The sequence below is a fragment of the Isoptericola sp. NPDC056573 genome, assembly GCF_042793335.1.
GTDB lineage: Bacteria > Actinomycetota > Actinomycetes > Actinomycetales > Cellulomonadaceae > Isoptericola.
This window is the reverse complement of the sequence record NZ_JBHTUY010000021.1, coordinates 1-20882: the sequence shown is the minus strand read 5'-3', so window position 1 is coordinate 20882 and position 20882 is coordinate 1. Positions and strand designations below refer to the sequence as shown.

The window sequence follows — 20882 nt, the reverse complement described above, 5'->3', positions numbered from 1 at the left end:
GGCACCGCCACGCCGCCCACCGGGGACCCCCCCCCCCCCGCCCGCGCCGGCCCCACCGCGGGCCCCCTGCACCCCGCCGCCCCCGCCCGCTTCTCGCGTCCGGGGGCGACGTCGTCGAAGTGCCTGCGCGTGAGGTCCAGGGGGGCATACTCCGTGGCTGACACGACCGTCGGACGACGTCACGCGTGCCGGCAGGACCCGTGAGTTGGGTGCCGGTCAGTCCTCCACACCGGGGTAGTCGTCAAACTCGTCCTCGCCCTCCTGCGCGAGGGCGTCGCGCACGACGCCGAAGGAGACGCCCGGCGCATAGCCCTTGCGCCCGAGCGCCCCGACCGCGCGGCGCACGCGCACGTCGCGGTCCAGCCCACGGGTGCGCGCCACGTGCTTGCGGGCCAGGGCCAGGGCCGCCGCGCGCTCGTCGTCGGGGTCCACCTGCTCGAGGGCGTCCGCGGCGGTCTCCTCGGCGATGCCCCGGCGTCGCAGCTCCATCGCCAGCGCGCGCCGCGAGAGCCCCCGCTCGGCGTGCCGCGTCCGCACCAGCATGTCGGCGTACGCGGCGTCGTCGACCAGCCCTACCTCGTCGAACCGGTCGAGCACCGGCCCCACGACGGCCTCCGGGTAGCCCTTGCGCGCGAGCGACTGCTCGAGCTCCGCGCGGCTCTTCGGAGCCGCCGTGAGGATGCGCAGCAGCGTCTCGCGGGCCTTCTCCGTCGCGTCCTCGACGGTCAGCTCGCCGGCCTCGAGACGCTCCGCCACCGTGCGGCGCGGCTGTCGCCGGCGTGACCTCCCGCCGTCCTCCGCGCTGTCCTCCGCGCCGTCGTCCGCGCCGTTGTCCGAGCCGGTCCCCGGGTGGTCCGCCCAGCTGTCGCGTGGCCGCGCCGAGCCGCCCTGACGGCGGCCGCGACGCTTCCCCACGCCGCGACCGCCCGGGGCAGTATCCCCCGACGTCATGCGAGCCCTCCCTCGGCGGCCACGACGAGCACCGTCCCGGTCAGGGCGGCGCTCACCCGAGCGAGCGCGACCCGAACGATGCCGGAATCGGCGGCGCCCGTCAGAACGGCGCCTTCTTGCCCTTGGCGCCCGCCTTGGCGGCCGCCGGTGCCGGGTCCACGCTCAGCCCGGTCGCGGAACCCGCGGCCCCCTCGACGGGAGCCTCTGCCGCGGGGGCGTCCAGCTTGGCGCCGACGCCGAGCTTCTCCTTGACCCGCTTCTCGATCTCGTTCGCCAGGTCGGGGTTGTCGCGCAGGAACGCCCGCGCGTTCTCCTTGCCCTGGCCCAGCTGGTCGCCCTCGTAGGTGAACCACGAGCCGGACTTGCGCACGAAGCCGTGCTCCACGCCCATGTCGATCAGGCCGCCCTCGCGGGAGATGCCCACGCCGTACAGGATGTCGAACTCCGCCTGCTTGAACGGCGGCGCCATCTTGTTCTTGACCACCTTGACGCGGGTCCGGTTGCCGACCGCGTCCGTGCCCTCCTTGAGGGTCTCGATGCGGCGGATGTCCATGCGCACCGAGGCGTAGAACTTCAGCGCCTTGCCACCGGTGGTGGTCTCCGGGGAGCCGAAGAACACACCGATCTTCTCGCGGAGCTGGTTGATGAAGATCGCCGTGGTGCCCGACGCGCTCAGCGCGCCGGTGATCTTGCGCAGCGCCTGCGACATCAGGCGGGCCTGGAGGCCGACGTGGCTGTCGCCCATCTCGCCCTCGATCTCGGCCTTGGGCACGAGCGCGGCGACGGAGTCGATGACGATGATGTCCAGCGCGCCGGAACGGATCAGCATGTCCGTGATCTCCAGCGCCTGCTCGCCGGTGTCCGGCTGCGAGACCAGCAGGGCGTCGGTGTCGACGCCGAGCTTCTTGGCGTACTCCGGGTCCAGCGCGTGCTCGGCGTCGACGAACGCCGCGATGCCGCCGGCCCGCTGGGCGCTGGCCACGGCGTGCAGGGCAACGGTGGTCTTGCCGGAGGACTCCGGGCCGTAGATCTCCACGACGCGACCGCGCGGGAGGCCGCCGATGCCGAGCGCGATGTCCAGCGCGATCGAGCCGGTGGGGATGACCTCGACGGGCGCACGACCCTCGTCGCCGAGGCGCATGACCGAGCCCTTGCCGAAGCTGCGGTCGATCTGGGCGAGCGCGGCCTCGAGTGCCTTCTCGCGGTCTGCCGTTGCGGGCATGTCGGTCACCTTTGCGTTCTGGGCGCGGCGGCTGCGCGCCGGCGTTCGTGGCTGCGTGCTCATGTTGTCGTCGACCGTACGTGCCGCCACCGACACGGTCGGGGCGGTCCGTCACGGCTGTGGAGGACGACTTCCGAGGACCCTCCTGGGGGCAGACTCTACCCGAACACGTGTTCGAGGCCGTCGTCGTCCCCGGGCGTGTCGCGCCACGTGCCGCCGGGTTGCAGGACCACCACGCGCACGTCCGGCGCCGCCCGGCGGCACGCCGCCGCGAAGGCCTCCCCGGCATGGTCCATCCACCCGCGCGGCAGGTGCTGCCCGCCCGGCACGTGCAGCGTGCCCCAGTGCACCGGGACCGCCACCCGCGGGCGGACCTCCGCGCACACCTCGGCGGCGCCGCGGGGGCCGAGATGGCCGCCCGAGAGCCGCGGGCCCCAGCCGGACACGGGCACGAGGGCCACGTCCACCCGCCCGCCGGCCAGCTCGCGCACCCGCCCCACGCCCGCGTGGTGCTCGGTGTCCCCCACGGCCCACACCGTCGTGCCGCGCCCGCGCACCAGGTGCCCGCTCGCGGCGTTCGGGCGGTGCGGCATCGGCCGGTCACCGTGCACCGCGGCGGTCAGGCGCACCTCCACGCCCGCGACGTCGTGCCAGTCACCGTGCTGCGGGACGTGCTGCGCGGCGTGGTGCGCGACGTCGCGGCCGGGCGGGTGGCCCGCCGCGGGGGGCAGGTCGAGGCCGACGCCGCGCAGGCCCTTGCCGCGCAGCCAGCGGGCGTTGGCGGGCGCCGTGAGCACCGGCACGTCGCCGAGCAGCCGCAGCGAGCCCAGCTCGGCGTGGTCGTGGTGCAGGTGGGACAGCAGGGCGGCGTCGGCGCCCCGCCAGGCGTCCGTGTCCGGACGGTCGCCCCGGCGCCGCAGGAGACCCGCATGCCGCCGCAGCAGGGGGTCCGTCACGAGCCGGGCGGTGCCGCCTCCCGCGCGCGGGACGTCGAGGACGACGGTCGAGTGCCCGAGCCACGTCACCCGGAGCCCCGACGGGCCGGCGGGGTCGCGCCCTCCCGGTGCCCCGGTCACGGGCCCTCCCGCAGCCCCAGGGCGGCGAGCCACGCCACGAGCCGGCGGTGCACCGCCTCGGCGCCCACCAGCACGCGCGCGCCGTCCACGTCCTCGCGCTCGTCGTCGGGCACGACGAGGTCGGCGGGGTGCAGCAGCAGCGCCTCGCTCTGCGCGCCGCCGAGCCCTCCGTGCGAGCCCACGAGCCCCTCGAGCGCGTGCACCCGGCCCATCGGGCCGACCGCCGAGACGACCACCAGGTCGCCGGCGTCCTCCAGCCCGGCGACGCGCAGCAGGTCGGCGCGGGCCCGCGACCCGTAGCCGGCCAGGGGGTCCCGGCCCGTCACACGGCCGGTCGCGAGCTCGTGCGAGCCGAGCCGCCCGCGCGCCACCGGTCCGTGCGCGCCGTGGACCACGACGAAGCCGACGGCCGGCGACTCGACCAGGCCGGGCACGAGCGCGGGCCATCGGGCCGCCACCTCCGCGGCCGACCGCCGGCGCGGCTCGCGGCAGAACCACACCATCCCGAGGTTGCCCGACCCGATCACCTCGACCTCGGGCAGGTCCGTCCGGACGGTGTCGCGGTCCGGTCCGACCAGGAGCTGACCGTCGCCGTCGCCGTCCCGGCGCAGCGCGTGCAGCGCGGTGTTCGCCGGGCCCCACGCCTCGCCGTCCGCCCGGTCGCCCCGCACCGGGGCGGGGATCGCCATGAGCCGGTGCACCTCGTCGGCGAACGACCGCCCCACGACCTGCTCGAAGGTGGCCCCCAGGGACTGCCCGTGGTCCGACACGACCACCATGCGGTAGCGGCGCGGGGCGCCGCGCGCGATCTCCTCCCACAGCCCGACCACCCGGTCGAGCCCCTCCAGTGCGCGCAGCGCCTCCGGCCGCAGGGGGCCGGCGTGGTGCGCGATCTCGTCGTAGTCGACGAGGTCCACGCACACCACGGGCGCGCCGCGCACGAGCTGCTCGGCCACGAGCGAGGTGTTGAGATCGCGCAGCAGCACGTTGGTCACCGCCCGCAGCACCGGGTACCAGCCCCGCCGCGCCACGCGGGGTCGCACCCCGCGCACCACCTGCTGCCACCCCTGGTACACCTCCTTCAGCGCCTCGCCGACGGTGCCGGCCACCGCCCGCACGAGCACGAACGGGCTGGAGAAGAAGCGGACGAACAGCTGGCCGGGACCCAGGCCCTCCGCCGCGCGGCTCATCACGAGCAGGCTGGTCGGCGCGTCGCCGGAGAACATCGTCGACACGGCCACCCCGCCGTCGGCGAGGAGCCCGCGACCGTCGGAGGCCGACCGCTCGACCTCGGCGGCGTCCGCCGGACGGTTCGTCACCACCAGGCGACCGAGCCGCCGCGACCACCAGCGGAAGGCCGGGACGGCGTCGGTGGTGCCGTGGAGCAGGCCGAGGGTGCTGGCCGGGGTGGTGCACGGGACGCGCGCCCACCACGACTCGAGCCGGTGGCTGCCCGACCCCAGCCAGCGCTCCATCGTGGGCACGAGCCCCGCCTCCAGCGCGTGGTCGAGCGTCGGGCGGGCCACGCCGTCGAGCATGACGACGAGCACGCCCGGGGGCCGGTCGTCCGCACCGCCGTCCCCGGCGTCGTCCCCTGCGTCGTCGCGATCGGCCCGGCGCGGGAGACCGGCGCGCCGGCGGGCCCGGCGCAGCAGGTCGCCGACGACGTACGCGTTGTCGCGCGCCCCGACCACCCAGTGCCCGCAGGCCATCACCACCGCGGCGACGAGGAGCACGGCGAGCACGTCCGCCCACGAGTCGCTCGTCACCCCCGGGAGCAGCGTCAGCGCGGCCCAGACGACCAGCACCTGCGCGGCCAGGCCGAGCAGGAGCGCCACGACCGCCCCGCCGGCGCGCGCGAGTCGCCGCAGCGGTGCCCGCAGCAGCGCGTCGCCGAGGCCCACCACGAGCGCCGCGAGCAGCACGTCCCACGGGGACGTCACGCGCACGCCGTCGACCAGGGCGATCGCGACCCCGAGCCCGGCGGCCGTCGAGGCCAGGGACCAGAGGGCGGCGCGGACGTCGACCACCGTCACGAGCGGGGGCCGGTGGTCGCGCATGGCGCCATGATGCACCGCCCGCCCGACGTCGGCCCGGGCGCCGGGCGGTCAGCGGGCGGGCGGCGCCTGGCGGCGGTCGTCGCGACCCCAGCGGTCCGGCTCGGGGACGTCGAGCGCGTCGCACAGGGCGTGCCACACGTCACGCGGCTCGAGACCGGCCTCGAGCGCCTCGGCAGGGGTGCGGCCGTCGAGGCGCGGCAGCACCTGCTCGCGCACGAGGGCGCGCCCGTAGGCGGGCCCGAAGACCTCGTCGACCAGCTCGGCGAACTCGCGATAGCGCACGCCCCCAGCCTCGCACGGCCGGGAGGGTCGCCGGCACGCCGGACGCCGCGACCGGGGCGCGCAGGGCCGCGCAGTGCCGCCTCGCCCTGCGGGCTGTCGGTGCTCCCTGCCAGGATGACGACGTGGTCGTCCCCCCGTCCGGCGTTCCCGCCGACCCCGCCGCCGACCCTGCCGCCGACCCTGCCGCCGACCCTGCCGCCGGGCACGACGGCGGGCACGACGGCGGGCACGACGGCGTGCTCGCGCGGTTCGGCCCCGCCACCCGCGCCTGGTTCGCCGGGGCGTTCGCGGCGCCCACGGCGGCGCAGGCCGGGGCGTGGGAGGCGATCAGCTCCGACCGGCACGCGCTCGTCGTCGCCCCGACCGGCTCCGGCAAGACCCTGGCGGCGTTCCTCTGGGCGATCGACCGGCTCACCACCGCGCCGCCGCCGGAGCGCGCCCGACGCTGCCGGGTGCTCTACGTCTCCCCGCTCAAGGCCCTCGCCGCCGACGTGCAGCGCAACCTGCGCTCCCCGCTGGCCGGCATCCGGCAGGCCGCCGCCCGCGGGGGGCTCACGGTCGAGGAGGTGACCGTCGGCGCGCGCACGGGCGACACGCCCGCCTCGGAACGCCGCGCGTTCGCCACGCGCCCGCCGGACGTGCTGGTCACCACCCCCGAGTCGCTCTTCCTCGTCCTCACGTCGCAGGCGCGCGCGGGCCTGGCGGGCGTCGAGACCGTGGTCCTGGACGAGATCCACGCGGTGGCGGGCACCAAGCGCGGCGCCCACCTGGCGCTGAGCCTCGAGCGCCTCGACGAGCTGCTGGACCGGCCGGCGCAGCGGATCGGGCTGTCCGCCACGGTGCGCCCCGCGCAGACGGTGGCCGAGTTCCTCGCCGGCCACCGCACGCCCGAGGACGGCGGCCGGGAGGTCGTGGTCGTGCAGCCCGAGGCCACCAAGAAGTGGGCGATCGACGTCGTCGTGCCCGTGCCCGACCTCGCGGACCTCGACTCCGGCGGGGTGCCGGACCCGACCGCCCCGCAGCCGGCGACCCGGGGGCCGGCCCCGGGCCACGGCGGAGGGCCGGGCGACGAGGAGGTGGACCTCACCGGCGACGCCGCGTCCCCGCTGCGCCGCGCCTCCGTGTGGCCGCACGTCGAGGAGCGGGTCGTCGACCTGGTCGCCGACCACCGCTCCACGCTCGTCTTCACGAACTCCCGCCGGGGCGCCGAGCGGCTCACCGCCCGGATGAACGAGATCTGGACCGAGCGCTCCGGGGTCGACCTCCCCGAGCCCGGCACGCAGTGGCCGGCGCAGACCCAGGGGCAGTCGGGCGCCTCGGTCGGCCTCCCGGACGGCGACGGCGCCCCGGTGCTCGCCCGCGCGCACCACGGCTCGATGAGCCGCGTCGAGCGCACCCGCACCGAGTCGGACCTCAAGGCGGGGCGGCTGCCGGCCGTGGTCGCGACGTCGTCCCTCGAGCTCGGCATCGACATGGGCGCCGTGGACCTGGTGGTGCAGGTCGGGGCGCCGCCGTCGGTCGCGAGCGGGCTGCAGCGCATCGGACGTGCCGGGCACCAGGTGGGCGCGGTGTCGCACGGCGTCGTCTTCCCGACGTTCCGCGGCGACCTGGTGCCGGCCACCGTGGTGGCGCAGCGCATGCGCGCGGGCGAGATCGAGCACCTGCACGTCCCGGCCAACCCGCTGGACGTGCTCGCCCAGCAGGTGGTGGCGGCCCTCGCGACGGACGACTGGCAGGCCGACGACCTCCTCGCCGCGTTCCGTCGGGCCCACCCGTTCCGTGCCCTCGGCGACGCGACGTGGCGGGCCGTGCTCGACATGCTCGCCGGCCGCTACCCCAGCGAGGAGTTCGCCGAGCTGCGCGCCCGCATCGTGTGGGACCGCGCCACCGGCCGCCTGTCCGGGCGGCCCGGCGCGCTGCGGCTCGCCGCGACCAGCGGCGGCACCATCCCCGACCGCGGGCTGTACGGCGTCTACCTCGCCACGGAGGCGCCGACGGCGGGCGCGCCGGCGGAGGGGGGCGGCGCGGCCGACCGGCCCCGCGGCGGGAAGCGCGTGGGCGAGCTGGACGAGGAGATGGTCTACGAGTCGCGCGTCGGCGACACGTTCACCCTCGGCTCCTCGACCTGGCGCATCGAGGAGATCACGCCCGACCGCGTGCTGGTGACCCCCGCGCCAGGCCTGCCCGGGCGCCTGCCCTTCTGGAAGGGCGACTCCCCCGGTCGTCCCGCGGAGCTGGGCCGCGCGGTGGGCGCGTTCGTCCGCGAGACCGACGCGCTGCTGGCCGACGACGAGGAGCGCGGCACCGCGCGCGGCCGGGACGTGCTGCGCGACGCCGGGCTCGACACCTGGGCGGCGGACAACCTCGCCGCGTACCTGGGCGAGCAGCGCCGCGCGACGGGGCGGCTCCCCGACGACCGCACCGTGGTGGTGGAGCGGTTCCGCGACGAGCTGGGCGACTGGCGCGTCGTGATCCACTCCCCGTTCGGGGCGCCCGTGCACGCGCCGTGGGCGCTGGTCGTCGCGGCGCGCCTGCGCGCGCGGTACGGCACGGACGTCGCGGCCATGCACGCCGACGACGGGATCGTGCTGCGGCTGCCCGACGCCGGCGACTCCGGCTGGGACCTCGGCGGCCCCGGCTGGGGCGGGTCCGACGGCACCGGGCACGGCACGGCGGGGCACGGCGACGCGCCGGCGGTCACCGCCGAGGACCTGCTCGTCGACCCGGACGAGGTCCTCGACGCGGTGCGCGAGGAGCTCGGCGGCTCGGTGATGTTCGCCGCGCGGTTCCGCGAGGCCGCGGCGCGCGCGCTGCTCCTGCCCCGCCGCCGCCCGGACCGGCGGCAGCCGCTGTGGCAGCAGCGGCAACGGGCGTCGCAGCTGCTGCAGGTGGCGTCGCAGTTCCCGGACTTCCCGATCATGCTCGAGGCGGCGCGGGAGTGCCTGCGCGACGACTTCGACGTCGCGGCGCTCACCGAGCTCATGCGCGACCTGCAGGGCGGCCGGGTGCGGCTGGTCGAGGTCACCACCTCGACGCCGTCCCCCTTCGCGCAGGCGCTGCTGTTCGGCTACACCGCCCAGTTCCTCTACGACGGCGACGCGCCGCTCGCGGAGCGGCGCGCGGCCGCGCTGTCCCTGGACCCGGACCTGCTGACGGAGCTGCTCGGCGAGCAGGGCGCCACCCCGCTCGCGGACCTCCTCGACCCCGGCGCCGTCGAGCGCACCGAGGCGGAGCTGCAGGCGCTGGCGCCCGACCGTCAGGCGCGGGACGCCGAGGGCCTGTGGGACGTGCTGCGGCGCACCGGGCCGCACCCCCTCGGCGCCCTGCGGGACCGCACCCGCGAGGACGCGCGCGCCCGGGTCGGCGAGTGGCTGGCCGACCTGGAGGGCGCCCGCCGCGTCCTGCAGGTCCGGGTCGGGGGCCACGGAGGCGACGACGCCGAGCAGTGGGCGGTGGTCGAGGACGCCGGCCGGCTGCGCGACGCGCTCGGCGTGGCGCTGCCCGTCGGCGTCCCCGAGACCTTCACCGAGCCGGTGCCCGACCCCCTGGGCGACCTCGTCCGACGCCACGCCAGGACGCACGGCCCGTTCCCCGCCGCGGACGTCGCACGCCGCTTCGGCCTCGGCATCGCGGTCGTGACCCAGGTGCTCGCGCGGCTGGAGGCGGCGGGCGCGGTGGCGCGCGGGGCGCTGCGGCCGTCCTCGCTGGGCGGCACGGGCGACGAGTGGTGCGACCCGGAGGTGCTGCGCACGCTGCGGCGCCGGTCCCTCGCCGCGCTGCGCGCCGAGGTCGAGCCGGTGGAGCCGGAGTCGCTCGGCGTCTTCCTCCCGCGCTGGCACGGGATCGGCACCCGGGTGGGCGGCGCCGGGTCGGGCGGCGGCACGCTGCGCGGCGCGGACGGGGTGCTCCGCGCGGTGGAGCAGCTCTCGGGGGCGGCCGTGCCGGCGTCGGCGCTCGAGACGCTCGTGCTGCCCGCCCGCGTCTCCGACTACTCCCCCGCGGTGCTCGACGAGCTCACCACCGCCGGCGAGGTGCTCTGGTGCGGGCACGGCCGGCTCCCGGGCTCGGGCGGCGGCGACGGCATGGTGAGCCTGCACCTGGCCGACGGCGCGCCGCTCACGCTGCGCGACCCGGACCCGGTGGACGAGGGCGGCCCGCTCGACAGCGACCTGCACCGGGCGGTGCTCGACCTGCTCACCGGCTCGGGCGGGTACTTCCTGCCCCGCCTCGCGGAGCTCGCGGACGCGGGCCAGGCGGCGACCCTCGACGCGTTGTGGGACCTGGTGTGGGCGGGCTGGGTGACGAACGACCGCCTGGGTCCGCTGCGCGAGTCGCTCGGCGGGTCCACGCGGCGCGGGGCCAGGCAGGGCGGCGGCGCGCACCGCGCTCCCGCCGCCCCCGGCCGGGCCCGCCCGGTGCGCCCCTCCCGCTTCGGGCTCGCCCGTCCGACGTCGGCTGCCGCCGTGCCGCGCACCGGTGGCGGGCGATGGTCCGCGCTGCCGGCCGTGGAGCAGGACCCGACCGTGCGGGCGCACGCCCTCACCCAGGTGCTGCTGGAGCGGCACGGCGTCCTGACGCGCGCGGCGGCGCCCGCGGAGGGCGTGACCGCCCGCTTCCGCGACGTGTACCGGGTGCTCCGGGTGCTCGAGGAGCGCGGGGCCGTGCGGCGCGGATACTTCGTCGAGGGCCTGGGCGGCTCGCAGTTCGCGCTGCCCGGTGCGGTCGACCAGCTGCGCACGGACGCCGCCGACCGCGCCCGGGCCCGGGACGCGCTCGTCGAGAGCTCGGGCGGCGCCGGGGGCGGCCGGGTCGAGCCCGGTGCCGTCCTCCTCGCCGCGACCGACCCGGCCAACCCGTACGGCGCGGCGGTCGCCTGGCCGCGCGCGGCGTCACCGAACGCGGCGTCACCGCGCGCGTCGTCGTCCGGCGCCCGCGTCCCGGGTCCGGGGGACGATGGCGCGGGCTCGCACCGCCCGGGGCGCAAGGCCGGCGCCGTCGTCGTGCTGGTCGACGGCGAGCTGGTGCTGTTCGTCGAGCGGGGCGGGCGCACGGTGCTGTCCTTCGGCCGCGGAGACGCGGGCGACGGCCCCCGGCTCGCCGCCGCGGCCCGCCTGCTCGTGGCCGAGACGCGCGCCGACCGGCTGGGGCGCGTCACCGTGCAGCGGGTCGACGGCGTCCCCGCGCTCACCGCGGCCCGCGACCGGACCCCCGCCGCGGCCGCGCTGCTCGACTCCGGCTTCGGCGTGACGCCGCGCGGCCTGCGCCCGGCCTAGGCTCCGACCGTGCCCGAGGGAGACGTGCTGCGCCTCACCGCCGAACGGCTGGGCGCCGCGCTGCGCGGCACACCGCTGGTGCGCGCGGACCTGCGCTGGCCCTCGGCGGCGGGCGTGGACCTCGTCGGGGCCACCGTCCGCGAGTCGGTCGCGTACGGCAAGCACCTGCTCACCCGGTTCGACGACGGCCGCACCCTGCACACCCATCTGCGGATGGACGGCTCCTGGCGGGTGTACCGCACGGGGGCCCGCGAGGCGGCCGGTCGCTCCCCCGCCGTCCGCGCCGTGCTGGCCACGGCGTCGTGGACCTGCCTCGGCCTCCGGCTCGGCATGCTCGACGTGCTGCGCACCCGTGACGAGCCGCGCCTGCTGGGCCACCTGGGCCCCGACGTCCTCGCCGACGACTTCCCGGATCGGGTCGACGAGGGCGCGCTCCGGCTCGCCGCGGACCCCGCGCGTCCCCTGTGCGTCGCCCTGCTCGACCAGCGCACCGTCGCCGGGCTCGGCACCATCTGGACGGCGGAGTCGCTGTTCGCCACCCGGCGGTGGCCGTGGACCCCCGTCGGCGACCTGGACGGCGACGCCCGCCGTGCGCTGCTCCTCACGGCCCGGCGCCTCATGGCGCGCAGCGTCGAGACGGGGCGACGCACCGGGCTGGGGGCCGTCGAGCTCGCCGTGCACGGGCGGCACCACAAGCCGTGCCGACGCTGCGGGACCCCCGTCGCGCTGGGCAGCACCAGCGGCCCGGGCAGCCGACCGGACGGGGGCGAACGGGCGATCTACTGGTGCCCGACCTGCCAGGCCGCGCCCTGAACGTCCCCCATTTCACCCGGGTACACACAGATCCGGCCCCGCGGGCAACGCCCGCGGGGCCGGATCTGTGGATCTGGAGCAGCTGTGGATCTGGAGCAACTGTGGATCTGAAGCTGCGGATCTGAAGCTGTGGGTCCGAGTTGTGGGTCCTGGTCAGCCGACCGGTGCGAGGTCTCCTCGCATCGACTCGGCGTCGCGCGGCTCGCCCGCACGGCTGAGCAACCCGGCGTAGACGTCCGCCGGGATCGTGTCGGGGATGTGCAGGCCCTCGGCCACCGCGATCCGGTCGCTGACCTCACGCAGCACGAGGGACATCGGTACGTCGAGCGCCTCGCAGATCGACGCCAGCAGCTCCGACGACGCCTCCTTCTGCCCGCGCTCCACCTCGCTCAGGTATCCGAGCGAGACCCTCGCTGCGGACGACACCTCACGCAGGGTGCGCCCCTGGCGCTGCCGCGCGTCGCGCAGCACGTCGCCGATCTCACGTCGCAGTACGACCATCTCGCGCCCCCTCTCCGTGTCCGATCGTCCCGGCACCGGACCGGTCGTGACCGGGTTCCTCGTCCGTCCTGTCGTTCCCCTGGCTGCAGGGGTGGCACTACCGTACCGCGCGCGCGGCATGCCCGGCCTGGTGTGGCGCGCATCGAGACGGCTTCGTGCCCTGTCGGTCATCACACCCTTCGCAACGCGGGCACCCGGGGGCTTGTTCCCGCGGTCACGACCCGCGACAGGCTCGTCACGCACCCTTCACAGGCCTGTCGTGCGGCGGGGCGTCGCCGCGGACGACGGGTCGCCGCAGGCTTCGAGCGCCAGGGTCAGCACGGCGCGCACCACCCCCGCCCGCACCTCGGCGCGGGTGCCGGCGAGGTCGAGGCGGAGCACCCGGTCGCCCGCCGGGGTGCTCACGGCGGCGTACGCCTCGCCCGGCGCGTGCCCGTCCTGCGGGTCGGGCCCGGCGACGCCGGTGGTCGCGAGGCCGACGTCGGCGCTCAGCGCCCGGCGCACGCCCGACGCCATCTGGCCGGCGACCCCGGGGTCCACCGGCCCTCGTCGCGCCAGGAGGTCCGGGTCGACGCCGAGCACCGCGGCCTTGAGGTCGGTCGCGTAGGCGACCACGCCGCCGCGCACGACGGTCGACGCCCCCGGCACGTCGACGAGGGTCGCCACGACCAGCCCGCCGGTGAGGGACTCCGCCGCGGCCAGCGTCCAGCCCCGGGCGCGCGCGCCGTCGAGCACCGCCCGCGCGAGCAGCCCCGTCCCCGACTCCGGTGGCACCCGTCCCTCGCCGCCCTGCGTCACGCGGCGGGCCTGGGCCCGGCCTCACGCCGGCCGGCCGCGAGGAGGCGCGCCCCCTGCGCGAAGTAGTCGACCCCGGTCACGACGGTCACCGCGATCGCGGCCCACAGCACGATCCACGCCACGACGTGCACGACGCCGGGGAGAGCCGCCAGGGGCAGCAGGAAGAGCGTGATCGCGACCGCCTGCAGCACCGTCTTCAGCTTGCCGCCGCGCGACGCCGGCATCACGGCGTACCGCAGCACCACCATCCGCAGCACCGTGACGGCCAGCTCGCGCGCGAGGATGACGGTCGGCACCCACCAGGGCAGCTCGCCCAGCGGCCAGCAGAGCAGGATCAGGGCCGCGCCCACGAGCGCCTTGTCCGCGATCGGGTCGAGGATCTTGCCGAGGTCGGTCACGAGGTTGCGCGACCGGGCCAGGTAGCCGTCGACGCGGTCGCTCACGGCGGCGACCACGAACACGCCCGTCGCCACGAGGCGCCAGGTGACGGAGTCGCCACCCTCCATGAGCAGCGTCCAGGCGAACACCGGGACGAGCGCGATGCGCACGAGGGTCACCGCGTTGGCGACGTTCCAGGGCGAGGGCGCTTCGTTGACCACCGACCCACCCTATCGGGGCGACGGGCGTCGGACGCCCGTGGGCCGGCAGGCCGCGCGGGCAGTACTCTCCTCGCGTGCCGCGCCACGCGTCCGACGACGGACGACCCTCACGACGACGTCTCGTCGTCCTCGCCGCGCTGTGCGGTACGGCCCTCGGCGTCGGCGGGGTGCTCGCCGCCGGGGGGCTCGGGGGCGCGGGGACCGCGCCCACCCCTGGCGCGGACGCGCCGTCGGCGGGTGCGTCCCCCGTCCGGAGCCCGTCGCCGACCCCGAGCCCGACCCCCCGGCCGGTCGAGCTCACCCTGCTGGCCGCGGGCGACCTCCTCACGCACGACCCGGTCGTCAGGTCCGCCGGCGGGCCGCGGGACGCCGACTTCACCCCCCTGCTGGACGGCCTCGATGCCTGGGTGCAGGGCGCCGACCTGGCGCTGTGCCACCTCGAGGTCCCGGTGGCGCCGAAGGGCACCGACCCCAGCGGCTACCCGCTCTTCGGTGCGCCCCCGGGGCTGGTGCGCGACCTCGAGGAGCAGGGCTGGGACGGGTGCTCGACGGCCTCCAACCACTCCGTCGACCGGGGCTACGACGGCGTGACCGCCACGATCCGGCGCCTGACCGCCGCCGGGATGGGGTTCGCGGGGACGGCCCGCAGCGCGACGCAGCAGGACGAGCCCCAGCGGTACGTGCTGACCCGCGAGGGCCGGGAGATCACGGTCGCGCACCTTGCCGCCGCCTACGGGCTCAACGGGCTCCCGATGCCCGCGGACGCGCCCTGGGCGGTCGACCTCATCGACGCCGACCGCCTCGTGCGGCAGGCCCGCCAGGCCCGCGACGAGGGCGCCGACGTCGTCGTCGTGAGCCTGCACGCCGGGGTCGAGTACACCGAGACGCTGACCGACCAGCAGGAGGACGTCGTGCGGCGGCTCGCCCGGTCCGGCGAGGTCGACCTCGTCATCGGGCACCACGCGCACGTGCCCCAGCGGATCGACCGCGTGGGCAAGGGCCCCGACGGCGAGGGGATGTGGGTCGCCTACGGCCTCGGCAACCTGCTGTCGAACCAGAGCGCCGCGTGCTGCGACGCACGGACCAGCAACGGCGTCCTGCTCACGGCGACCCTGACCCAGGACACCCCGGACGACCCCGCGCGCGTGACGGGAGTGACCTGGACGGGGACCACCGTGGACATCGGCGGCGGGCACGACGTGGTCGCGCTCCCCGACGCCCTGGACGACCCCGGCACGACCACCCTGTCCGCCGGCGAGCTCGAGGCCCGCGAGGACCGGGTCCGGGACGCGGTGGGCGACGTCGCCCCGGAACGACAGGAACCGCCCGTCGCCACGGGCCCGCCGCCCGAGGTGCTCCCCCGCGACGACTGACCCCGACCCTCAGCGCCAGCCGTTCTCCAGGTCGGTGTCGGCGTCGTCGTGGTAGTCCTTCGCCACGGGCGGGGCGTGCCCGTCGGTGCCGTCGGCGTACGGGTCCGCCGCGCCGCCGTCCGCGGACCCGCCGTCGGCGTCCTGGTCGTACGCCTGCGGCGTCTCGCCGCGGATGAGGGCGAGCGCGGACGGCAGGTCGTCCGGGGTCACCAGCACCTCGCGCGCCTTCGACCCCTCGGACGGGCCGACGATCTCGCGCGACTCGAGCAGGTCCATGAGGCGACCCGCCTTGGCGAACCCCACCCGCAGCTTGCGCTGGAGCATCGACGTGGAGCCGAACTGCGTGGTCACCACGAGCTCGGTGGCCTGGAGCAGCAGGTCGAGGTCGTCGCCGATGTCCTCGTCCACCTGCTTCTTGGCCGCCGCCGGCGCGGTGACGTCCTCGCGGTAGACGGGCTTGAGCTGCTCCTTCACGTGCTCGACGACGCTGTGCACCTCGGACTCGGTGACCCACGCGCCCTGCACGCGCATGGGCTTGGCCGCGCCCATGGGAAGGAAGAGGGCGTCACCCTGGCCGATGAGCTTCTCGGCGCCCGGCTGGTCGAGCACGACACGCGAGTCGGCCAGCGACGAGGTCGCGAAGGCGAGCCGCGACGGCACGTTCGCCTTGATGAGGCCCGTGACGACGTCCACCGACGGCCGCTGCGTGGCGAGCACCAGGTGGATGCCGGCGGCGCGCGCGAGCTGGGTGATGCGCTGGATCGAGGCCTCGACGTCTCGCGGCGCGACCATCATGAGGTCGGCGAGCTCGTCGACGACGACCAGCAGGTACGGGTACGGGGCGATCTTGCGCTCCGAACCCGGCAGCGGCTTCACCTTGCCCGCCCGGACGGCGGTGTTGAAGTCGTCCACGTGCTTGTAGCCGAAGGTCGCGAGGTCGTCGTAGCGGGCGTCCATCTCGCGGACCACCCAGTCGAGGGCCTCGGCGGCCTTCTTGGGGCTGGTGATGATCGGCGTGATGAGGTGCGGGATGCCCTCGTAGATCGTCAGCTCGACGCGCTTGGGGTCGACGAGCACCAGGCGCACCTGCTCCGGCGTCGCGCGCATGAGGATCGACGTGATCAGCGAGTTGATGAAGCTGGACTTACCGGCGCCGGTCGCGCCCGCGACGAGGATGTGCGGCATCTTCGCGAGGTTCGCGACGACGTAGCCGCCCTCCACGTCCTTGCCCACGCCCATGACCATCGGGTGCTCGGTGCGGCGGGCCGCCGACGAGCGCAGCACGTCGCCCAGCACGACCGTCTCGCGGTCGGAGTTCGGGATCTCGATGCCGATCGCGGACTTGCCCGGGATGGGCGACAGGATCCGCACGTCCGCGCTGGCCACCGCGTACGCGATGTTGTTCGACAGCGACGTGATGCGCTCGACCTTGGTCTTCGCACCGACCTCGACCTCGTACCGCGTGACCGTCGGCCCGCGGGTGAAGCCCGTCACCTGCGCGTCGACGCCGAAGTCCTCGAAGACCTTGGTCAGCGACTCGACCACGCGGTCGTTCGCCGCGGACCGGGTCTTGTGCGGCGCGCCCTTGCCGAGCGACTCCTCGCTGGGCAGCAGGTAGACCGTGTCTCCGTCGAGCATCGGCTGCTCGGCGCGGCCCATCGGCGGCAGGTCGCCGGCGGGCGCGGGGGCGGGCTCGTCGGGCACCACGGCGGCGACCGCCTCGGTGGGCGCGGTCGCGGCGGCGCCGACGCGCTGGGTGGCCTTGCCTCGGCCGGCCTTCGCCCCCTTGCCGGCGGCCTCCTTCTCGAGCGTGGCCGCCTTCTCGAACGCCTCGTCGCCGGCGTACCCGTCCAGTCCGTCGGCGGCGGCCGCCTCCGCGGCACGCTCCGCCTTCGTCCTGCGGGAGCGCTTCTTGCGCGGCGCCGGGTCGGTGCCGTCGTGCCGGGAGACACCCTCGGCGAGCGCGAGCCCGTCGTCGTCCACGGCCTCGTCGGGGCGGTGGTTGCCGGTGAGTCGGTCGTAGAGGCCCCGCAGCCGCTCGGGGATGCGGTGCACCGGGGTGGCCGTGACCACCAGGAGCCCGAAGAAGCCCAGGAGCAGGAACAGCGGGACGGCGACCCACTCGGTCAGCCCGGTCACGACCGGGGTCGCGGCCAGGTAGCCGATGATGCCGCCCGCGTCCTGGAGCGCCTCGAAGCCGTCGGACGGGGCCGGGGTGCCCTCCGCGATCGCGACGAGCGCGCACACGGACACGACGACGAAGATCAGGCCGATGGCGACGCGGGAGTTCGCCTGCCCCCGCTCGGGGTGCCGCATGACGCGGAACCCCAGCCACAGGAGCAGCACGGGGACGGCCACGCCGGCCAGCCCCACGGTGCCGGCGACGACGGCGTGCACGACGGTGCCGAAGGTGCCGGAGATCCCCCACCACTCGCGCGCGGCCACGACCAGCGCGAGGGCGATGAGGAAGAAGGCGACGCCGTCTCGGCGGTGCTCGGGTTCCAGGTCTCTTGCTCCCTTGGTGATGCTGCGGGTCAGGCCGCCGATCCCGTGCGCGACGCCCAGGTAGAGGCCGCGCACCGCCCGGACGGGCCACGACTGGCCCGACGGGCCCGACCGTACCGGTCGTCGTGCCGGCTGCTTGCGCGTGCCGGTGCCCCGGCCCGGGCTCCGGCCCGACCTCTTGCCCGACGACCGGGTGGAGGACGACCGGGCGGGCGCGCGCCGGGTCGGGGCGGCCACGGATGCGGTCCGCCCCGTTCGCGAAGTCCCCCGCGCAGTCCCGGTGATCGGGGTCCCGGTGATTCTGCGGGCGGGTGTCCGGGTCGCCATGATGCCCCCACGGTACCCGCGCCACGGGCCACGACGCCGCAGGTCCCGGGCGCGTGTTGCCGCCGCCGGGCGGGCCCTCAGCCGGCTGTGAGAAGCCCCACGGCCAGCGTCACGACGCCGAGGGCGAGGACGACCGCGCCGGCGGGGAGCAGCAGGACGGCCCGGTTCGGCGACGTGCGCCCCGCCCCCACGGCGGAGAGGAAGAAGCCGGCGGGCAGGAGGATCGCGGCGACCAGCACGCCGGTCGCGGCGACCCACCGCCAGACGCCGACGAGGTCCGTCGCCTCGGCCAGGACGACGCAGAGCAGCCCGAGGATGACGAGGACCCCGGCGTGCGCGTGACCCGCCCGGAAGAAGGACGTCTGGAACGGCGTCGCGGGCGCCTTCCCGGTGACCACCTTGACGAGGAACCAGCCGCCGGACTCGATGCCGACCACGGTCAGGAGGACGACCCCCGCGGTGATGCGGGCGGCGTCGGTGAGCTCGAGCACGGGGACCTCCGGTGACGGGGACGGCGTCGGAACGTTTACGAACACCGTTATGAAACACCGTTCGCAAACGCGCGTCAAGGGGTCTACGCTCGCCGCATGGCTCGCCCCCGCCTGCACGACGACGCCCTGCGCACCCGCCTGCTGGAGGTCACCTCCGAAGCCCTCTCCACGGGGGGCGAGCAGGCCGTGACGGTCCGGTCGGTCGCGGCCTCCGCCGGCACCAGCGCGTCGGCGGTCTACGCCCTGTTCGGCTCGCGCGAGGAGCTGCTCGCCGCCGTCAGTGCCGAGGGCTTCCGCCGGTTCGCCACGCACCTGGCCGCCGTCCCGCGCACGGACGACCCCGTCGCCGACCTGCGCGCCCTCGGGGTGGCGTACCGGCGCAGCGCGCTGGCCGACCCGCACTTCTACCGGACGATGTTCGACCGCGCCGTGCGTCCCGGCGCCGACGCCCCGCCCGCCACCGAGCAGCCCACCTTCCGTGTGCTGCTCGCCGCCTCCGCGCGTGTGCTCGGCGTCGGGCCCAGCGACGCCGAGCCCGTCGCCGTCGGGCTGTGGGGGCTCGTGCACGGCCTCGTGTCGCTCGAGCTCGCCGGGCTGCTGCCCGGGGACGAGCCCGCCCGCGCCGCACGCTACGACGCCGCCGCGGGCGCCGTCGGCCCCGCGCTGCTCGCGCGCTGAGGCATGGGGTCCGGACGCGCTGCTCAGCCCGCCCGGCGCCACTCCTCGACGTCGGCCACGTGGCGCGCGACCGTCCCGGCCGGCAGGAACGACCCGCGGAACGACGCCGCCGCGAGGTCGGCGCGCTGGTCGCGGGTCAGGCGGAACTGCGCGGTCACGGCATCGTCGACCTCGTCGACGTAACCGCCGAAGTACGACGGGTCGTCGGAGTTCAGCGAGACGTTCAGGCCCGCCTCGAGCATCGCCGGCAGCGGGTGCTCGGCGAGGGACGGCACGGCACGCAGCCGCACGTTGGAGACGGGGCACACGGTGAGCGGGACCTGGTCGCGCACCAGGCGCGCCACGACGTCCGGGTCCTCGAGCGCGCGGATGCCGTGGTCCACGCGCTCCGCGCCGAGCACGTCCAGGACCTCGGTCACGTGCCAGGCCGGGCCCTCCTCGGCCGCGTGCGCCGTACGCCGCAGCCCGTGCGCGGCGGCCTTCGCGAACGCGGGCGCGAACGGGGCGGCCGAGAACCCGACCTCGGTGGACGCGAGCCCGACGCCGGCGACCGGCGCGTCGAGGGCCAGGAGGTCGTCGAGCAGCTCCTCCGCCTCCGCCCCCGGCCGGTGCCGCAGGAAGGCCGCGATCAGCAGGCCGCTGACGCCCAGCTCGACCTCGCCAGCCTCGAGGCCCTGCGTCACGCCGCCCACGACCTCCGCCAGGGGCACGCCCCGCGCGACGTGGGTCTGCAGGTCCACCATGAGCTCCGCGTGCCGCACCCCGCCCGCCGCGGCCCGGCGCAGGTACGCGACCGTGAGGTCCGCGAAGTCCTCCGCCGTGCGGAGCACCTGCGACGTCGCGTGGTAGAGGTCCAGGAACGACTGCAGGTCGGTGAAGGCGTACGCGGTGCGCAGCGCGGCCGGGTCCTCGAACGGCAGGGCGATCCCGTTCCGCTCGGCGAGCGCGAAGGCCAGCTCCGGCTCGAGGGTGCCCTCCAGGTGCAGGTGGAGCTCGGCGCGCGGGGGTCGCTGCGCGGTCGACGAGGTCGGGGTCGACGAGGGTGAGGTCGACGGCGATGGGGTCATGCCAGGCAGCGTACGGGCCCGTGACCGCCGGTCAGGCGACCGGGGCGAGCCGGGCCCGCAGGCCCCCTGTGATCTCGCGCACCAGGCCGACCCAGAGCAGGCCGCCCGCCACCACGGCCACGGTGGCGAGGCCCTCGAACACGGGGATGGTCTCCGGGTCGCGCGAGGCGAGACCGAGGGACGAGAAGGCCGCCTGGTTCGACGCCCACAGGCCGACGAGCCAGCATGCCCACCACCAGCCGAGGCGGCCCGGCGTCCGCCCGCCCACCACGGCGGCGCGCACGTCGCGCACCACCTGGAACGGGAACCAGAGGGAGACGACGGGGACCGCCCAGCCCAGCCAGACCCACACCGGCCCGCGCACCTGCCGGACCGTCGGGGACAGCACCACCGCGGCGCGACGGCACTGCTGGAGCCAGAGGCACGCGACGACGAACGCCGCGACCTGGAGCGGCAGGAGGAGGTTGCCGAGCTCGTCGTACGGCGTCGAGACCTCCAGGAGGGACCCGCCCGCCGCGAGCGCCGCCTCGTAGGGCGCGACCGCCTGGAACGAGGCGGCCAGGAGCACCACCTGGATCGCGCACCACGCCACGGCGAGGGCCACCGCGGCCGTCGCGAGGCCCGTCGGCGCGGCCGGCGCGGGTCCCGGCGGGGCCCAGCCCGCCGGGACCGGGGGCGCGCCCGCCGACGGCGGCGTGTGCCCGGGCGGCGCGTACGCGCCGAACCGCGGCTGCGGCGGGGCCGCGGGCGCGGTCGCCGGTGGCGTCGCCGGGGTCGTCTCGCGCGGGGCGGCGCCGGACGGCGGGGCGAACGGGTCGGGCTGGGTCATCGAGACCTCCGGGACGGCGGCGGGGCCGCGCCAGCAT

Annotated in this window: 16 protein-coding genes; 4 read left to right on the top strand and 12 right to left on the bottom strand. The window is 76.6% G+C overall.

The window, feature by feature from the left end; all coding sequences use genetic code 11:
• Window positions 1–216: 216 nt before the first annotated feature.
• The 5 genes from ACFQ8E_RS21525 to ACFQ8E_RS21505 all read right to left on the bottom strand — a co-directional run bounded on the left by ACFQ8E_RS21525 (window position 217) and on the right by ACFQ8E_RS21505 (window position 5591).
• Window positions 217–951 (bottom strand): regulatory protein RecX, encoded by a 735-nt coding sequence (locus ACFQ8E_RS21525; RefSeq protein ID WP_430552608.1) that lies wholly within the window; start codon window positions 949–951, stop codon window positions 217–219.
• A gap of 100 nt (window positions 952–1051) precedes the next feature.
• Window positions 1052–2173, bottom strand: a complete 1122-nt coding sequence (recA, locus tag ACFQ8E_RS21520; RefSeq protein WP_430552607.1) for a recombinase RecA — start codon at window positions 2171–2173, stop codon at window positions 1052–1054.
• Between the two features lie 158 nt (window positions 2174–2331).
• Window positions 2332–3249: an MBL fold metallo-hydrolase gene (locus ACFQ8E_RS21515; RefSeq protein WP_430552606.1), complete on the bottom strand. Its 918-nt coding sequence runs from the start codon at window positions 3247–3249 to the stop codon at window positions 2332–2334.
• Window positions 3246–5309, bottom strand: coding sequence for an alkaline phosphatase family protein (locus ACFQ8E_RS21510; RefSeq protein WP_430552605.1), 2064 nt, complete (start codon window positions 5307–5309; stop codon window positions 3246–3248). The genes ACFQ8E_RS21515 and ACFQ8E_RS21510 overlap by 4 nt, the downstream gene beginning before the upstream one ends.
• A 48-nt stretch (window positions 5310–5357) precedes the next feature.
• Window positions 5358–5591, bottom strand: coding sequence for a DUF3046 domain-containing protein (locus ACFQ8E_RS21505; protein ID WP_430552604.1), 234 nt, complete (start codon window positions 5589–5591; stop codon window positions 5358–5360).
• A 236-nt stretch (window positions 5592–5827) separates the two neighbouring features.
• On the opposite strand from ACFQ8E_RS21505, the gene ACFQ8E_RS21500 reads away from it, so the two are divergent.
• Both ACFQ8E_RS21500 and ACFQ8E_RS21495 read left to right on the top strand, forming a co-directional pair.
• The gene (locus tag ACFQ8E_RS21500) at window positions 5828–10864 is read left to right on the top strand and encodes a DEAD/DEAH box helicase (protein WP_430552610.1); all 5037 of its coding nucleotides are present in this window, start codon (window positions 5828–5830) and stop codon (window positions 10862–10864) included.
• Between the two features lie 9 nt (window positions 10865–10873).
• Window positions 10874–11677: a DNA-formamidopyrimidine glycosylase family protein gene (locus tag ACFQ8E_RS21495; protein ID WP_430552603.1), complete on the top strand. Its 804-nt coding sequence runs from the start codon at window positions 10874–10876 to the stop codon at window positions 11675–11677.
• A 153-nt stretch (window positions 11678–11830) separates the two neighbouring features.
• On the opposite strand, the gene ACFQ8E_RS21490 is transcribed toward ACFQ8E_RS21495, so the two are convergent.
• The 3 genes from ACFQ8E_RS21490 to pgsA all read right to left on the bottom strand — a co-directional run bounded on the left by ACFQ8E_RS21490 (window position 11831) and on the right by pgsA (window position 13575).
• Window positions 11831–12178 (bottom strand): helix-turn-helix domain-containing protein, encoded by a 348-nt coding sequence (locus ACFQ8E_RS21490; RefSeq protein WP_430552602.1) that lies wholly within the window; start codon window positions 12176–12178, stop codon window positions 11831–11833.
• Between the two features lie 246 nt (window positions 12179–12424).
• Window positions 12425–12928, bottom strand: a complete 504-nt coding sequence (locus ACFQ8E_RS21485; protein ID WP_430552609.1) for a CinA family protein — start codon at window positions 12926–12928, stop codon at window positions 12425–12427.
• 44 nt (window positions 12929–12972) lie between these two features.
• Window positions 12973–13575, bottom strand: coding sequence for a CDP-diacylglycerol--glycerol-3-phosphate 3-phosphatidyltransferase (gene pgsA / locus ACFQ8E_RS21480; RefSeq protein ID WP_430552601.1), 603 nt, complete (start codon window positions 13573–13575; stop codon window positions 12973–12975).
• Between the two features lie 74 nt (window positions 13576–13649).
• Here pgsA and ACFQ8E_RS21475 point away from each other — a divergent pair, with 74 nt between their 5' ends.
• Window positions 13650–14948, top strand: coding sequence for a CapA family protein (locus ACFQ8E_RS21475; protein WP_430552600.1), 1299 nt, complete (start codon window positions 13650–13652; stop codon window positions 14946–14948).
• A 9-nt stretch (window positions 14949–14957) separates the two neighbouring features.
• Here ACFQ8E_RS21475 and ACFQ8E_RS21470 read toward each other — a convergent pair whose 3' ends face one another.
• Window positions 14958–17690: a DNA translocase FtsK 4TM domain-containing protein gene (locus ACFQ8E_RS21470; protein WP_430552599.1), complete on the bottom strand. Its 2733-nt coding sequence runs from the start codon at window positions 17688–17690 to the stop codon at window positions 14958–14960.
• A 167-nt stretch (window positions 17691–17857) separates the two neighbouring features.
• Complete coding sequence (locus ACFQ8E_RS21465; protein ID WP_430552598.1) at window positions 17858–18271, bottom strand: hypothetical protein; 414 nt, start codon at window positions 18269–18271, stop codon at window positions 17858–17860.
• 96 nt (window positions 18272–18367) lie between these two features.
• Between ACFQ8E_RS21465 and ACFQ8E_RS21460 the strand changes: the two genes are divergently transcribed.
• A complete protein-coding gene (locus ACFQ8E_RS21460) occupies window positions 18368–18949 on the top strand; it encodes a TetR/AcrR family transcriptional regulator (RefSeq protein WP_430552597.1) in 582 nt (193 codons plus the stop codon).
• 23 nt (window positions 18950–18972) lie between these two features.
• Here ACFQ8E_RS21460 and add read toward each other — a convergent pair whose 3' ends face one another.
• Together add and ACFQ8E_RS21450 are read right to left on the bottom strand one after the other, a co-directional pair.
• Window positions 18973–20016 carry an adenosine deaminase gene (gene add / locus ACFQ8E_RS21455; RefSeq protein ID WP_430552596.1) on the bottom strand — a complete coding sequence of 348 codons (1044 nt, stop codon included), beginning with the start codon at window positions 20014–20016 and terminating at the stop codon, window positions 18973–18975.
• 31 nt (window positions 20017–20047) lie between these two features.
• Window positions 20048–20882: DUF4328 domain-containing protein (locus ACFQ8E_RS21450; RefSeq protein WP_430552595.1), on the bottom strand; the 835-nt coding region annotated here is incomplete at its 5' end.

What these genes read in the sequence shown, in the direction of transcription:
- ACFQ8E_RS21525 (WP_430552608.1), bottom strand. Translation starts at nt 951, where the DNA reads ATGACGTCGGGGGATACTGCCCCGGGCGGTCGCGGCGTGGGGAAGCGT.
- ACFQ8E_RS21460 (WP_430552597.1), top strand. Translation starts at nt 18,368, where the DNA reads ATGGCTCGCCCCCGCCTGCACGACGACGCCCTGCGCACCCGCCTGCTG.
- recA (WP_430552607.1), bottom strand. Translation starts at nt 2,173, where the DNA reads ATGCCCGCAACGGCAGACCGCGAGAAGGCACTCGAGGCCGCGCTCGCC.
- add (WP_430552596.1), bottom strand. Translation starts at nt 20,016, where the DNA reads ATGACCCCATCGCCGTCGACCTCACCCTCGTCGACCCCGACCTCGTCG.
- ACFQ8E_RS21510 (WP_430552605.1), bottom strand. Translation starts at nt 5,309, where the DNA reads ATGCGCGACCACCGGCCCCCGCTCGTGACGGTGGTCGACGTCCGCGCC.
- ACFQ8E_RS21490 (WP_430552602.1), bottom strand. Translation starts at nt 12,178, where the DNA reads ATGGTCGTACTGCGACGTGAGATCGGCGACGTGCTGCGCGACGCGCGG.